The organism is Microbacterium sp. NPDC055683 (genome assembly GCF_053617895.1).
In genome coordinates this window covers 1-13,701 of the sequence record NZ_JBSHGQ010000063.1, presented here as the reverse complement: position 1 = coordinate 13,701, position 13,701 = coordinate 1, and the positions used below count along the sequence as shown (strand labels likewise).

13 protein-coding genes are annotated in these 13,701 nt (G+C 72.4%); 5 read left to right on the top strand and 8 right to left on the bottom strand.

What is annotated here, in order from left to right:
* Positions 1–175 precede the first annotated feature (175 nt).
* Both mmsA and mmsB read left to right on the top strand, forming a co-directional pair.
* A complete protein-coding gene (mmsA, locus tag ACWGPF_RS16750) occupies positions 176–1,702 on the top strand; it encodes a multiple monosaccharide ABC transporter ATP-binding protein (RefSeq protein ID WP_345436932.1) in 1,527 nt (508 codons plus the stop codon).
* Complete coding sequence (gene mmsB / locus ACWGPF_RS16745; protein WP_452333869.1) at positions 1,689–2,909, top strand: multiple monosaccharide ABC transporter permease; 1,221 nt, start codon at positions 1,689–1,691, stop codon at positions 2,907–2,909. The genes mmsA and mmsB overlap by 14 nt, the downstream gene beginning before the upstream one ends.
* Before the next feature lie 52 nt (positions 2,910–2,961).
* On the opposite strand, the gene ACWGPF_RS16740 is transcribed toward mmsB, so the two are convergent.
* From ACWGPF_RS16740 to ACWGPF_RS16730, 3 genes are read right to left on the bottom strand one after another with little or no spacing between them, the layout of a single operon-like run.
* The gene (locus ACWGPF_RS16740; protein WP_452333868.1) at positions 2,962–3,753 is read right to left on the bottom strand and encodes an ABC transporter ATP-binding protein; all 792 of its coding nucleotides are present in this window, start codon (positions 3,751–3,753) and stop codon (positions 2,962–2,964) included.
* A complete protein-coding gene (locus ACWGPF_RS16735) occupies positions 3,750–4,832 on the bottom strand; it encodes a FecCD family ABC transporter permease (protein ID WP_452333867.1) in 1,083 nt (360 codons plus the stop codon). The genes ACWGPF_RS16740 and ACWGPF_RS16735 overlap by 4 nt, the downstream gene beginning before the upstream one ends.
* Complete coding sequence (locus ACWGPF_RS16730; protein WP_452333866.1) at positions 4,829–5,830, bottom strand: FecCD family ABC transporter permease; 1,002 nt, start codon at positions 5,828–5,830, stop codon at positions 4,829–4,831. The genes ACWGPF_RS16735 and ACWGPF_RS16730 overlap by 4 nt, the downstream gene beginning before the upstream one ends.
* An 89-nt stretch (positions 5,831–5,919) precedes the next feature.
* Between ACWGPF_RS16730 and ACWGPF_RS16725 the strand changes: the two genes are divergently transcribed.
* Both ACWGPF_RS16725 and ACWGPF_RS16720 read left to right on the top strand, forming a co-directional pair.
* Positions 5,920–6,933, top strand: coding sequence for an ABC transporter substrate-binding protein (locus ACWGPF_RS16725; RefSeq protein WP_452333865.1), 1,014 nt, complete (start codon positions 5,920–5,922; stop codon positions 6,931–6,933).
* A gap of 55 nt (positions 6,934–6,988) precedes the next feature.
* Positions 6,989–8,779: an ABC-F family ATP-binding cassette domain-containing protein gene (locus ACWGPF_RS16720; RefSeq protein ID WP_452333864.1), complete on the top strand. Its 1,791-nt coding sequence runs from the start codon at positions 6,989–6,991 to the stop codon at positions 8,777–8,779.
* A gap of 4 nt (positions 8,780–8,783) precedes the next feature.
* Here ACWGPF_RS16720 and ACWGPF_RS16715 read toward each other — a convergent pair whose 3' ends face one another.
* From ACWGPF_RS16715 to ACWGPF_RS16695, 5 genes are all read right to left on the bottom strand, one after another.
* On the bottom strand, positions 8,784–9,230 hold the full coding sequence (locus tag ACWGPF_RS16715; RefSeq protein WP_452333863.1) for a DoxX family protein: 447 nt from the start codon (positions 9,228–9,230) through the stop codon (positions 8,784–8,786).
* 38 nt (positions 9,231–9,268) lie between these two features.
* Positions 9,269–10,030, bottom strand: coding sequence for a phosphotransferase (locus ACWGPF_RS16710; RefSeq protein ID WP_452333862.1), 762 nt, complete (start codon positions 10,028–10,030; stop codon positions 9,269–9,271).
* Complete coding sequence (locus ACWGPF_RS16705; protein WP_452333861.1) at positions 10,027–10,680, bottom strand: GNAT family N-acetyltransferase; 654 nt, start codon at positions 10,678–10,680, stop codon at positions 10,027–10,029. The genes ACWGPF_RS16710 and ACWGPF_RS16705 overlap by 4 nt, the downstream gene beginning before the upstream one ends.
* A 4-nt stretch (positions 10,681–10,684) precedes the next feature.
* Complete coding sequence (locus tag ACWGPF_RS16700) at positions 10,685–11,893, bottom strand: acyltransferase family protein (RefSeq protein ID WP_452333860.1); 1,209 nt, start codon at positions 11,891–11,893, stop codon at positions 10,685–10,687.
* 119 nt (positions 11,894–12,012) lie between these two features.
* Positions 12,013–12,876 (bottom strand): hypothetical protein, encoded by an 864-nt coding sequence (locus ACWGPF_RS16695; protein WP_452333859.1) that lies wholly within the window; start codon positions 12,874–12,876, stop codon positions 12,013–12,015.
* A 322-nt stretch (positions 12,877–13,198) separates the two neighbouring features.
* Between ACWGPF_RS16695 and ACWGPF_RS16690 the strand changes: the two genes are divergently transcribed.
* On the top strand, positions 13,199–13,701 hold a 503-nt coding region (locus ACWGPF_RS16690), incomplete at its 3' end, for a DUF222 domain-containing protein (protein ID WP_452333858.1).

The following is a 13,701-nucleotide window of genomic DNA, read 5'->3' as shown; positions in this document are numbered from 1 at the left end:
CGCGTTCCGTCCCGGCACACACCCCGGCTGTCCTCCGCCCCCCCTGGGCTAACCCCCCGCCCCCGGCCCACTATACCCCCCCCCCCCGCCGCCCCCCCCCCCGCCGGCGGCGCGGCGGGCCGGACGGGTCCCACCCGCACAGCGAGAAAGCGAACGCGTGAACACCATCCTCGAGATGCGCGGCATCACCAAGGAGTTCCCGGGCGTCAAGGCACTGCAGGACGTCACGCTCGAGGTCGAGCGGGGCACCGTCCACGCCATCTGCGGCGAGAACGGCGCAGGCAAGTCGACGCTCATGAAGGTGCTCTCGGGCGTCTACCCGAACGGCACGTACGAGGGCGACATCGTCCTCGAGGGCGAGGTCGCCTCGTTCCGCGACATCCGCGACTCCGAGGAGTCGGGTGTCGTCATCATCCATCAGGAGCTGGCGCTCAGCCCCTACCTGTCGATCGCCGAGAACATCTTCCTCGGCAACGAGCGGCAGAAGAACGGGTTCATCGACTGGCACGAGACGAACGTCGAGGCCTCGAAGCTCCTCGCGCGCGTCGGGCTGGGCGACAACCCGGCGACCCCCGTGAACGAGATCGGCGTCGGCAAGCAGCAGCTCGTCGAGATCGCGAAGGCGCTGTCGAAGCGCGTCAAGCTGCTCATCCTCGACGAGCCGACCGCCGCGCTCAACGACGAGGACTCCGCTCACCTGCTCGACCTCATCCGCCACCTCAAGGGGCAGGGGATCACGTCGATCATCATCAGCCACAAGCTCAACGAGATCAAGGCGATCGCCGACCGCGTGACGATCATCCGCGACGGGCGCACGATCGAGACCCTCGAGCTCAAGGCCGACGACGTCTCGGAGGACCGCATCATCAAGGGGATGGTCGGCCGCGATCTCGCGCACCGCTATCCCGACCGCACGGTCGACATCGGCGAGGAGGTGTTCCGCGTCGAGGACTGGTGGGTGAGCCATCCCACCGAGCCCGGGCGCGTGATCATCCACGGTGCCAATCTGCACGCACGGGCGGGCGAGGTCGTCGGCATCGCGGGCCTCATGGGCGCCGGCCGCACCGAGCTCGCCATGAGCATCTTCGGCCGCTCGTACGGCGCGAACATCTCGGGCACCGTCTCGGTGCGCGGCACGGCCGTGAACACGCGCACCGTCGCCGACGCGATCGACGCGGGCATCGCGTACGCCACGGAGGACCGCAAGGTCTACGGCCTCAACCTCATCGACGACATCAAGCGGAACATCTCGCTCGCATCGCTCGGCAAGCTCGCGCGCCGTGGCTGGGTCGACGCGCAGGAGGAGTACGTCGTCGCCGACCGCTACCGCAAGAGCATGAACATCAAGGCGCCCACCGTGGCGTCCGTGGTCGGCAAGCTCTCGGGAGGCAACCAGCAGAAGGTCGTCCTCTCCAAGTGGCTGTTCTCCGATCCGGAGGTGCTCATCCTCGACGAGCCGACGCGCGGCATCGACGTCGGCGCCAAGTACGAGATCTACACCCTCATCAACGAGCTCGCGGCGCAGGGCAAGGCCGTCGTCGTCATCTCGTCCGAGCTGCCGGAGCTGCTCGGCATCTGCGACCGGATCTACGCGATCTCGGAGGGGCACATCACGGGCGAACTGCCCATCGCACAGGCGACGCCCGAGTCGCTCATGCAGCTCATGACCAAGGAGAAGGAAGCCGACCATGTCCTCAGCTAACGCCCCCGCGCCGTCGCCCGTGCGCGACGCGATCGCGTTCCTGACCTCGAGGCTCCGCCAGATCGGCATCTTCCTCGCGCTCATCGCGATCGTGCTGTTCTTCCAGATCGTCACGAGCGGCCGTCTGCTGACGGCCGGCAACGTGTCGAACATCATCGTCCAGAACAGCTACATCCTCATCCTCGCGATCGGCATGGTGATGATCATCATCGCCGGCCACATCGACCTGTCGGTCGGCTCGGTCGCCGCGTTCGTCGGCGCCGTGTCCGGCGTCATGATCGTGCACTGGGGATGGCCGTGGTGGGCGGGCATCATCGTCTCGCTGCTCATCGGCGCCGCCGTCGGAGCCTGGCAGGGGTTCTGGGTCGCCTACGTGGGCATCCCCGCGTTCATCGTGACGCTCGCGGGCATGCTCCTCTTCCGCGGCCTCACGCAGATCGTGCTCGGCAACACGCAGATCACGCCGTTCCCGACCGAGTACCGCCAGCTCGGCGGCGGCTACCTCTTCCCGCAGCTGTTCCCCGCGTCGAGCTCGCCCGCGGAGTGGATCACGGTGGGCCTCGGCATCCTCGCGCTGCTGCTCTACATCGGCAACTCGCTGCGCGAGCGCGGCAAGCGCGTGAAGCTCGGCCTCGAGAGCGAGCCCGCCTCCTGGTTCTATGTGAAGCTCGTCTTCATCTCGGCGCTCATCGCGTACCTCACGTACCTGCTCGGCATCGCCGACGGGTCGCGCGGAACGCCCATCGTGCTCATCGTGCTGGGTGTCCTCATCCTCGGGTACTCGCTCGTCATGAACCGCTCGGTGTTCGGGCGCCACATCTACGCGATCGGCGGCAACCGCCACGCGGCCGACCTGTCGGGCATCAAGTCGAAGAAGGTCGACTTCTACCTCTTCGTCAACATGGGCGTGCTCGCCGCGCTCGCGGGCCTCGTGTTCACGGGGCGCCTCAACTCGGCCGGCCCCGGCGCAGGAAACCTGTTCGAGCTCGACGCCATCGCGGCGGCGTTCATCGGCGGTGCCGCCGTGCAGGGTGGTGTCGGCACCGTGATCGGCGCCATCACGGGCGGTCTCATCATGGGCGTGCTCAACAACGGCATGTCGCTGCTCGGCATCGGCACCGACTACCAGCAGTTCATCAAGGGCCTCGTGCTGCTGCTGGCGGTGGCGTTCGACGTCTGGAACAAGCGCCGCTCGCGCGCCAGCTGATCGCGGGCATCCGAGAGGGCCGGGGAGTCGACGACTCCCCGGCCCTCCGTCGTCATCGCGGAAGCCCGAGCGGCAGGATGTGCGGGGCGCCGCCGTCGGGATCGGCGACGAGTGCCGAGCGGATGCCGAACACCCGCGCGAGCACCTCGGGGGTGGCGACCTCGCGCGGTTCGCCGGCAGCGACGACGGCCCCCTCGCACAGGGCCACGAGCCAGTCGGCGTAGCGTGCGGCCAGCGAGAGGTCGTGCAGCACCATGACGATCGTCCGTCCGGACTCCCGGTTGAGCGAGCGGACGAGGTCGAGCACCTCGAGCTGGTGCGCGACGTCGAGGTACGTCGTCGGCTCGTCGAGCAGGATGGTCTCGGTCTGCTGGGCGAGCGTCAGCGAGATCCACGCGCGCTGCCGCTGGCCGCCCGACAGCTCGTCGAGCGGCGCGTCGGCGAGGTCGGCGAGCCCCGTCGCCGCGAGCGCCTCGCGCACGATGCGCTCGTCGTCGCGCGAGAAGCGGTCGTACCAGTGCTGATGCGGCGTGCGTCCGCGCGCGACGAGCTCGAGCACCGTCAGGCCAGCGGGAGCGGTCGGCGCCTGGGGCAGCAGGGCGACCCGGCGCGCGAGCTCGCGATGCGCCATCCGCTCCACGGGCGAGCCGTCGAGCAGCACCTGCCCGGCCGCGGGGGCGAGGAGCCGCCCGAAGCCGCGCAGCAGCGTCGACTTGCCGCAGCCGTTGGGCCCGATGATCGCGGTCACGCGCCCCGCGGGGACGGCAAGGTCGAGGCCGTCGATGATGGTGCGGCCGTCGTACGCGAGCGACAGCGAGACGGCTTCCAGGCGCGCGGGCGTCACGCGATCCTCCTTCGTCCTCGGATGATGAGCCACAGCAGGTAGGGCACGCCGACGAGAGCGGTGCCGACGCCGGCGGGCAGGGGGAGCGGGAACAGCTGCGCCGCGACGAGATCCGCGGTCAGCAGCATCGTCGCGCCGACGAGGGCGCTCGCCCAGAGCGGGGGAGTCGGCGTGCGCGCGGCGAGGCGGGCGATCTGCGGAGCAGCGAGGGCCACGAACGAGATCGGGCCGGCGACGAGCGCGGCGAAGGAGGCGAGCAGGACGGCCGTCGCGAGCGCGGCGAGCCGGACCGGCCCGAGCCGCACGCCGATCCCGACGGCCGTCTGGTCGTCGAACGCCGTGAGCGCGAGGGCGTGCGCGAGGCCGGACGCGGCCACGAGCAGCACGGCGATGGCGAGGACGCTCGGGGCGATGGCGCTCCACTCGCGGCCGTTGAGCGATCCGCTCATCCACGTCACGGCGATCGCCGCATTCGTCACGTCGCCGAGGGTGAGGAGCCAGGTCGTGAGGCTCGTCGCGAGCCACGCGACGCCGATCCCCGCCAGCACGGTGCGGTGGAGGTCGATGCCGCCGCGCCATCCGAGCGCCGCGGTGACGGCCCCGGCGACGACGCCGCCGCCGAGCGCTGCGGCGGGCATGAGCACGGACGCCGCGACGCCGCTCGCTCCTCCGCTCGCGCCGCCGGCGAGGACGAGGACGGCCACCGCGCCGAGCGCTGCCGTCGACGTGACGCCGAGGATGTCGGGGCTCGCGAGCGGATTCCGGGCGATCGTCTGCGTGAGGGCGCCGGCCATCCCGAGGGCGAGACCGGCCGTGAGCGCGGCCGTCGCGCGGGGCAGACGGAATCCGTGGACGATGAGACCGGTGGCATCGTCGGATGCCCGTCCGACGAGCGCGCGGAGGAGCTCGTCGAAGGGGATGACCGTGGTGCCGACGGAGAGGTGGACGGCGAATGCCGCGAGAGCGAGGAGCGCCAGCACGGCCGTCGTCGCGATCGCCCGGGGGCGCAGGAGAGTCGAGAGCGGGCCGAGGCGCGCGGGGCGCACGCGCGGGCGCCGGCTCACAGAGTGCCGGCTCACAGGGCCACCGTCCGGCGGGAGCGGGCGATGGCGACGAAGAGCGGGGCGCCGACGACGGCGAGCACGACGGTGACGGAGATCTCCCCGGGGCGGGCGACGACGCGGCCGATCGTGTCGGCGACGAGCACGACGGCGGGGCCCAGCAGCGCGGCGGCCGGGACCTGCCAGCGGTAGTCGGGGCCGACGAGGCGTCGGGCGAGGTGCGGCACGACGAGACCCGCGAACGCGATCGGACCCGCGAGGGCGACCGCTGCGCCTCCCAGCAACGCGATGGCCGCGATCCCGACCGTTCGGGCGCGCCACGGCGCCTGGCCGAGCGCGGAGGCGGCGTCGTCTCCGAGCGCGAGGGCGTTGAGCGCGCGGGTGTTGACGGCGGCGAGGATCATGCCCGCAGCGACGAGCGGCCACACCGAGGCCAGCGCTCCGCTGCGGGACGCGAGCGAGCCGACCTGCCAGAAGCGCAGCTGGTCGAGCGCCTGCAGGTCGAGAAGCGAGATCGCCGTGACGAGGGACGAGGCGAGCGCGGAGATCGCGACGCCTGCGAGCACGAAGGAGAGCGTGCCCTCTCGCCCCGGTGCCACGCGCGCGATTCCGAAGACGAGCAGCGCCACGACGAGCGCGCCGCCGAAGGCGCACAGCGCGAGGACGAAGGCGGGCGGGTTCGCGCCGGCCGCGGTCACGGCGACCACAGCGAGGGCGGCGCCCTGGTAGATGCCGAGCAGCCCGGGGTCGGCGACGGGGTTGCGCGTGTGCCCCTGTGCGAGCACGCCCGCCACCCCGAGGCACGCTCCGACCACGAGGCCGAGCACGGTGCGGGGAAGCCGGAGGCCGAGGATCGTGACGTCGGCGTCCGTGCCGGTCGGCGCGAACAGGGCTCCGACGACCTCGGCGGGCGACGTCGGGCGGCCACCGACCGCGAGGCTCACGAGCAGCGCCGCCACGAGGGCGAGGGCGCACAGGAGGACGGTGCGCGGTCGCGCGGCGGCAGGACGGGACATAGCTGGGTCTTAGGTTAGTCTCACCTTCGCGGGTTGCCGAATCGCGGCGACCAGCACCGTCCCACCACCACTCCCCACAGAGGATCCGCATGACTCTCCTGCGCCCATCCGCCGCCCTGGGCCTGCTCGGCCTCGCCGCCGGCCTGCTCGTCGCCTGTGCGCCCGCCGACGGGGCCGCGGCTCCCGCCGAGACGGCGGCGGCCGCCGACACGGCCGCCGCGTTCCCCATCACGATCGAGCACGCCATGGGCGAGACGACCATCGACGAGCAGCCGCTGCGCGTCGTCGCGCTCGACCCGAGCTACGTCGACGCCACCCTGCTGCTGGGCGCCGAGCTCGTCGGCTACGCCGACTACCGCCAGGACCCCGAGCAGCCGTTCGCCCCGTACCTCGGCGACGTGAGCGAGCTCGCGGGCGACGCCGTGAGCGTCGGCACGATCGCCGAGCCCGATCTCGAGGCGATCCTCGCGCTCGAGCCCGACCTCATCGTGTCGGCCAAGGTCCGCCAGGAGGCGCTGTACCCCCAGCTATCCCAGATCGCGCCCACCGTCTTCTCGGAGAGCACGGGGCCGACGTGGCGCGAGAACGTCGTGCTCCTCGGCGAGGCGCTCGGCAAGGTGGAGCAGGCCGAGGAGGCCGTCGCCGCCTACGAGGAGCGGGCCGCCGCCGTCGGCGCCGAGATCCTCGAGGCGCAGCCCGACCTCACCGCGACCCTCGTCCGGTTCGCGGGCGAGGACACCGCCCGCCTGTACTCGAGCGACTCGTTCATCGGCGAGATCCTCGCGGACATGGGCATCCCGCGGCCGGAGACCGCGCCCGACACGACCGAGTCGATCTTCGTGCCGATCTCGCAGGAGCAGATCCTCGACGTCGACGCGGGCCTCGTGCTCGTGAGCTCGTGGGAGCCCGAGGGGTCGGAGGGCGACGCCTCGCGAGCGCAGCGGGAGCAGTTCGAGTCGAACCCCCTGTGGGCGCGGCTCGAGGGCGAGCAGCTCGCGGTCGACGACGCGGTCTTCCTCGCCTCGGTGTCGATCCAGGGTGCGCACGAGGTGGTCTCCACGCTCGCCGCGCACTTCGGCGTCGACCCGCTCCTGGAGGGCTGAGACCGGTAGGCGAAGCGCGCCCGCGCGGGCGCGCGTCGCCTACCCTGGTAGGGACATGGCGCATCTTCTCGGGGCCGAGGCCCTGCATCTCGAGTTCCCCACCCGCATCGTCTTCGACTCCGTCACGCTCGGCGTGAACGAGGGCGACCGCATCGGCATCGTGGGCCGCAACGGCGACGGCAAGAGCTCGCTCCTCGCGATGCTCGCGGGTCGTCTCGAGCCGGACGGCGGGCGCGTCACGGTGCGCGGCGGCGTCACGATGGGCGTGCTCGACCAGCAGGACGTGCTCGCCGACGACGACACGGTCGGCCACGCCGTGGTCGGCGATGCGCCGGAGCACGAGTGGGCGGGCGAGGCGCGCATCCGCGACGTCATCGCCGGTCTCCTCGGCGGCCTCGACTGGCACGCGCGGATCGGCTCGCTCTCGGGCGGCCAGCGCCGCCGTGTCGCTCTCGCCCGCCTGCTCGCCGGCGACTGGGACGTGCTCGCGCTCGACGAACCCACCAACCACCTCGACGTCGAGTCGATCTCGTGGCTCGCGGCGCACCTGAGGAAGCGGTGGTCGGCGAACGCCGGGGGACTTCTCGTCGTCACGCACGACCGGTGGTTCCTCGACGAGGTCTGCACGGCCACATGGGAGGTGCACGACCGCATCGTGGAGCCCTTCGAGGGCGGGTACGCGGCCTACATCCTGCAGCGCGTCGAGCGTGACCGGCAGGCGGCGGCCATCGAGCAGCGCCGTCAGAACCTCGCGCGCAAGGAGCTCGCCTGGCTGCGCCGCGGCGCACCGGCGCGCACCTCCAAGCCGAAGTTCCGCATCGACGCCGCGAACGAGCTCATCGCCGACGTGCCCGAGATCCGCAACCGCGTGGCGCTGCAGTCGCTCGCCGTCTCGCGGCTCGGCAAGGACGTCGTCGACCTGCTCGACGCGGGCGTCGCGTACGGCGACCGCGAGATCATCCGCGACGTGGAGTGGCGCATCGCGCCCGGCGAGCGCACGGGCATCCTGGGCGTCAACGGCGCCGGCAAGTCGACGCTGCTCGGCCTCGTCTCGGGCACGGTCGAGCCGACCTCGGGCCGTGTGAAGCGCGGCACGACCGTCAAGGTCGCGACCCTCACGCAGCGGATGGACGAGCTCGATCCGCACCTCGACGACCCCGTCCGCGTCGTCATCTCCGGTCTCCGCACGAGCTACACGTTCGGCGCGGGCTCGAAGGCGTCGGAGCTGACCCCCGGCCAGCTCCTCGAGCGGATGGGCTTCTCATCGGCGCAGCTGTCGACGCCCGTGAAGGACCTCTCGGGAGGGCAGAAGCGCCGCCTGCAGCTCCTGCTCGTGCTGCTCGACCAGCCCAACGTGCTCATCCTGGACGAGCCGACGAACGACCTCGACACCGACATGCTCGCCGCCATGGAGGACCTGCTCGACGAGTGGGCCGGCACGCTCCTCGTCGTCTCGCACGACCGCTACTTCCTCGAGCGCGTGACGGATCAGCAGTACGCCATCCTCGACCGCCGCCTGCGCCACCTGCCGGGCGGGGTGGACGAGTACCTGCGGCTGCGCGCGGCGCAGGACGCCGCGCCGTCGGCGCCCGCGCCATCCGTCCCCGCGGCAGCAGCCGGCCTGTCGGGAGCCGAGCTGCGCGCCGCGCAGAAGGAGCTCGCCGCAGCCGAGCGCAAGCTCGAGAAGCTCGCCGCGGACATCGCGACCGTGCACGACAGGATGGCCGCGCACGATCAGGGCGACTACGCGGGGCTGGGCGCGCTGACCGCGGAGATCCGCGCGCTCGAGGAGCAGACCGCCGCGCTCGAGGAGCGCTGGCTGGAGCTGTCCGAGCAGATCGGCTGAGTCGTCACGCCGCAGCGGCGGCGGGCGTTCGGCGGGCCGCGATGACGGCGTCGAGACTGAAGCGGCCGGCGCCGACGAGGGCGACCGCGAGCGCGGACGCTCCGAGCAGCGCCGTCAGCTCCCAGCCCCCGTCCGCCACGAAGACGCCGTAGGGCAGATGCACGAGCGCTGTGGCGACGAGCATCTGAGCGGCGATGAGCCCGCCCGCGACGGGAGCGGCGGCTCCGAGCAGGATGGCGGCGCCGCCCAGGAGCTCGACGGCGATCGCGAGGGGCGCCGCGACGGAGGCGAGGGGCATCCCCATCGCCGTGAAGCTCTCGGTCGTGCCCGCGAGCGTGAACGCGAAGAGCTTCTGCGCGCCGTGGGCGATCATCACGATGCCGAGGGCGATGCGGAGCACGAGCAGTCCGAGGTCGCCGGCGAGGGGGAAGCGCTGGGTGAGCGGGGGCATGAGGTCTCCGTTCATCGGTCCGGTTCGGAGGGTCGACGCTAGGCACCCTCCGTGAACGGATCCTGGGAGCGGCGTCGTCGGAGCCGCGCGGCGTCGCGTCGGTACATGCCGGCGTGGAAGACGAAGTCCGCTCGCCCGGTCGACTCGGCGCGGTCGTCGGTGAAGGCCGCGAGCGCGTCGAGCCGGCGGGCGGCTTCGGCCCGGATGTCGTCGTGCGCCCAGGATCCGCCGTACGCCGCGACGAGCGCGGCGACGCGCGCCTCCCGGGAGCCGTCCCTTGCGACGTCGTGTCCGGGCGCGTCCTCGGCGAACGGGGCGAGGCGGTAGGCGAGGTACGCGACATCCCACACGCGAGAGCCGGGGGAGGCCATGTCGAAGTCGATCGCGCCGACGCCGCCGTCGTCCGACACGACGAGGTTGTACGGCGCGAAGTCGTTGTGGCAGATCACCTCGGCCGGCTCGCGCGCGGGCTGTCGCCAGGGGCCCCGCGACGCGACGAGCGGCACGCCGGCGTCGTGGATCCGTCGGAGGAGGACCGCCGCGGACGTCAGGAGATCCGGCCGCCACATCTCGCCCGGGGGCAGCGCGCTCATCATGCGCCCGTCGACGTACGAGAGGATCTCTCGACCCTGATCGTCGCTCCCGAGCGGGCGCGGCACCCGGTGGACCCCCGCCTTCTCGCACTCCCGCAGGAGGTCGTGCACGGCCGGCGTCCACGGTCCGGCGACACGGCGCACGGTGTCGCCCACGCGCACGACCGGCCCCATGTTGCCACCGGAGAGGATCTCCTCGTCGCTCACACCGGCTCGCCGACCAGGCTGTGCCGCGCCGCCTCGGCGCCGTCGATCTGCAGCGCCCAGTCGGGACGTGCGAACTCCTCGGCGGCGAGCCGCAGGCCGATCATGTCGTCGACCTGTCCCGGCTGCGGATGCACGCGCGTGATGCCGTTCTCGCGGTAGCCGAGCCGGCGCGAGACGCCGAGCGACGCCGCGTTCCAGCTCGCGGCGCCCGACACGGCCCACTCGGCTCCGAGCACGTCGAACGCGAACAGGAGCACCGCGGCGCGCATCTCGGTGCCGATGCCCCGCCCCTGCGCCGAACGCGTGAGCCACGATCCCGTGTGGACGGTGCGGAGCGCGGCGAAGTCGTCGGCATCGAGGTCCTGGATGCCGACGGGTACGCCATCCGCGCGGACGGCGAAGCTCAGGCCCCAGGAGCCGGGGGAGATCCGCGCGCGGCGACCCCAGTGGAAGCGCGCGAACTCGCGGCGGAGCGTCGCGGGCTCGGCGTCGGCCCACGGCGTCTGGAACGGCGTGCGGTCGCGGTCGTGGATGCCCGCGATGGCCGCGTCGGCGAGGGGAGCGAGGTCGTCGTCGCGCAGCAGGCGCAGGCGCAGGCGCGGCGTCGCGAGTTCGAGGGCGAAGAGCGGCCACAGGGTCTCGAGGCTCATCCGGTCAGGCTACGCCCGAAGGGGGAGGCCCATCCGACGCCCGGCTACCCGTCGCGAGCTCGCGTCTCTGGTGGCTCGTCGTGAAGTGGCGCTCGACGAGCTGGAAGAAGAGGTACGAGATGCCGAGCGCGATCGGGAGAGCGCCCAACACCATGATGAGCCAGTGCACGGCGGTCGGGAGCGCGAGGGGCAGGAGGAGCAGGTTGGCGAGCCCGAGCAGAGGGGAGTGGATGAGGTAGATGCTGTACGACCACGTGCCCGTGCCGACGAGCGGGCGCCACTCGAAGACACGCCGCACCGGGGTCGTCCGGCCGTCGATCGACGAGCGCCCGAGCGCGACGAGGCCCGCCGCGACGGCGGCGCCGACGAGCGTGTCGGCGGCGATGCGCGCGAGCAGGCTGGTGGGCGGGTCGACGAGCATCCAGCCGGCCCCGGCGAGGATGCCCGTGAGCGCCGCCCATCCAAACCAGGCGGGCGCGATGCGCGAGCCGCGCACCGTCAGGAGGGCGGCGATCATCCCGAGCGCGAAGAGGCCGATGAACCAGAAGCTCGCCGACGCCGTGCGGGGCACGAGCAGGGTCAGGGCGGGGCCGAGTGCGAGCGCGATCGCGAGCATCCCCCACGGGGTGATCCAGCGGCACAGGGGCAGCAGCACGAGGGGCAGGAGGAAGTAGATCTGCCACTCGGTCGCGACCGACCACGCCGGCCCGTTGATCTGGTAGATCCATGCCGGGCTCACGTTGTGCACGAGGAGCAGGTGGGACACGACTCCCCCGACGGTGACGGGGATCTTGTTGTCCCATGCCGTGCCGGCGCGATGCTGGAGCAGGGGCACGAGCGCGATGAGGAGGAGGAAGAGAGCGAGGGAGGCGTAGTAGGGCGGCAGGATGCGCCGCGCGCGCCGCCCGATGTAGCGGCCGAACCCTCCGCGCAGACGGTAGCCGTCGCCGCGCGCCGCCGGGATCATGAGCACGAACCCCGACAGCACGATGAAGACCGGGACGGCGTAGTGGCCGAGCTCGGCGACCCTCGCCACGAAGGGGAGCGCCTCCTCGACGTCACCGGCGCGCCCGGTGAATGTCGTCGCGTGCAGGAGCGCGACGCACAGCGCCGCGACGGCGCGGATGCCGTCGGCGAACTCGAACGTCGGTCGCGCGGTCCCGGTCGCCTTCGTCTCGGTCGCGTTCGTCTGGGGCGCGTTGGTCTCGGTCACGCGGGCATGCTGTCAGAGGCGTGTTACCGGCCGACGACGCGGACGGGATGTCCCCGGGGACCGTCCCGGGGCACCGGCGTCCCGCGGCGTTGGCGGCGGGGGCACCGGCGAACCGTGCACTACGGGTCGCAGGCGGGCGAGCCCGGCGCGGCGGCGAGGATCGCGAGGCGGTGGGCCGCGGTCTCGAGCAGCGGACGGTCGTCGTCGAGCCGGTCGACGAGCGCTGACACCTCCTCGGGGTCGTCGAGGGTGGCGCATCCGTCGGGCACGAGGTCCGAGAGGGGCGTCGACAGCGGCCAGTCGACGAGCTCGTCATCGTCGAGGTCGTCGAGGACGCGCACGTGGAGCCGTGTGATCGGGAGCAGGTCGCTCAGCCGGGCTTCGCTCTCCACGAGGTCCCAGAGGTCCGCGAGCTCCTGCCGTGCCTGCTGTGCTCCGGGGGCGAGTCCGTCCCACTGCGTCGGGTCGGCGCGCGTGAACGCGTACACGGAGACCGCCTCGTCGCGGTAGGAGACATCGGTGCTGCCGCTGTCGGTGACCATGGGCGCCCCGAAGTCGACCGACGGCGCGAACAGGGCGTCCGCGCGCGAGGCGACGGCCGCGAGCTGGCATGCCGTGAGCGAGCCGCCGACGAACCCGCCAGGTTGCGGCCCCGTGTAGCCGGGTGCCATGAGGGGGCGGATGGCCGCGCCCGCGCCGTGCGCTCCGCGTGCGCTCGCGCTGTGTGTGTCCCTCGAGGCCGCGCCGACGCTCGCGCTCGCCGCGGCGTCCGAGGCGAGGGGAACGACGACGGCGCCGTCTTCGTACACGATCGTGGGGGTGAAACCCATGTCGCCGAGGATGAGCAGCGGCTCGGCGTCGCCCGGCGCGCCCGCCGTGCGCACGTCGTCGTCGCATCCGCTGTGCGGACCCGGCGAGGGGCTGCAGGCGATGAGGGCGGCGGCGCACACGAGGACAGCGGTCGCGGCGATCGGTCTGTGCATGGTCATCCCCCTCGCGGCCAGTATGGCGCGGGCGGTGCGAATGCTTCGCATCGCGCAGCGCACGAGCGAGCGGAGTCAGCCGCAAGAGCGGTGCCCCTCCCACTGCCCTCCCGGTCGTCGAGTGAGCGGAGCGAGCTGAAACGCGGTGGCCCTCCGTTCGCACCTGCCCGTCCCTGGTCGTTGAGCGAGCGGAGCGAGCCGGGACGCAGTGACCTTCCCCCTCCCACCCTGGCCCGTTTCGTGACCTTTCCGTGACCTCCGTGGGGTCGGGATGGTCTCGTTCGTCTGTTCGAATGTCGGTGGCTGGTCTGATGATGGTTGTATGGCAGGACGGAAGCCGAGGTTCGCGGAGAGGTCGTCGTGGGAGGCGACCCCCGCGGAGGTGCGCACGATCGGGAACGTGCGCGACCTGATCCTCGAGCTGCGCGCCGACCGGGCCCGGTTGGATGGCCTGGAAGCGGGAGCGTTCGCCGCGGCCGCGCGGGTCGCGGAAGCGCAGACGGCGCGGTGCGGGGACGCGTCCGGGTACGCATTCCCGTGGCGGTCCATCGCCCTGGAGCTCGCCACGGCCCTGCGTCTGTCTCCGGGGGAGGTGGAGGCGCGGCTCCGGCAGGATCTCGCCCTGACCGACCGGTTCCCCGTGGTCGCGGAAGCCCTGTGTCGTCAGGTGATCACGCGTCGTCAGGCGGACATCATCCGCGAACACGGGGAACGGCTCCCCGACGAGGTGGTGGAGGAGTACTCGCGTCGTGCGGTGACGTATGCGGAGGACGCGACACCGGGGCAGGTGCGGGTGTTCGCGAAGAGCCTCGCGGCGGAACTCGA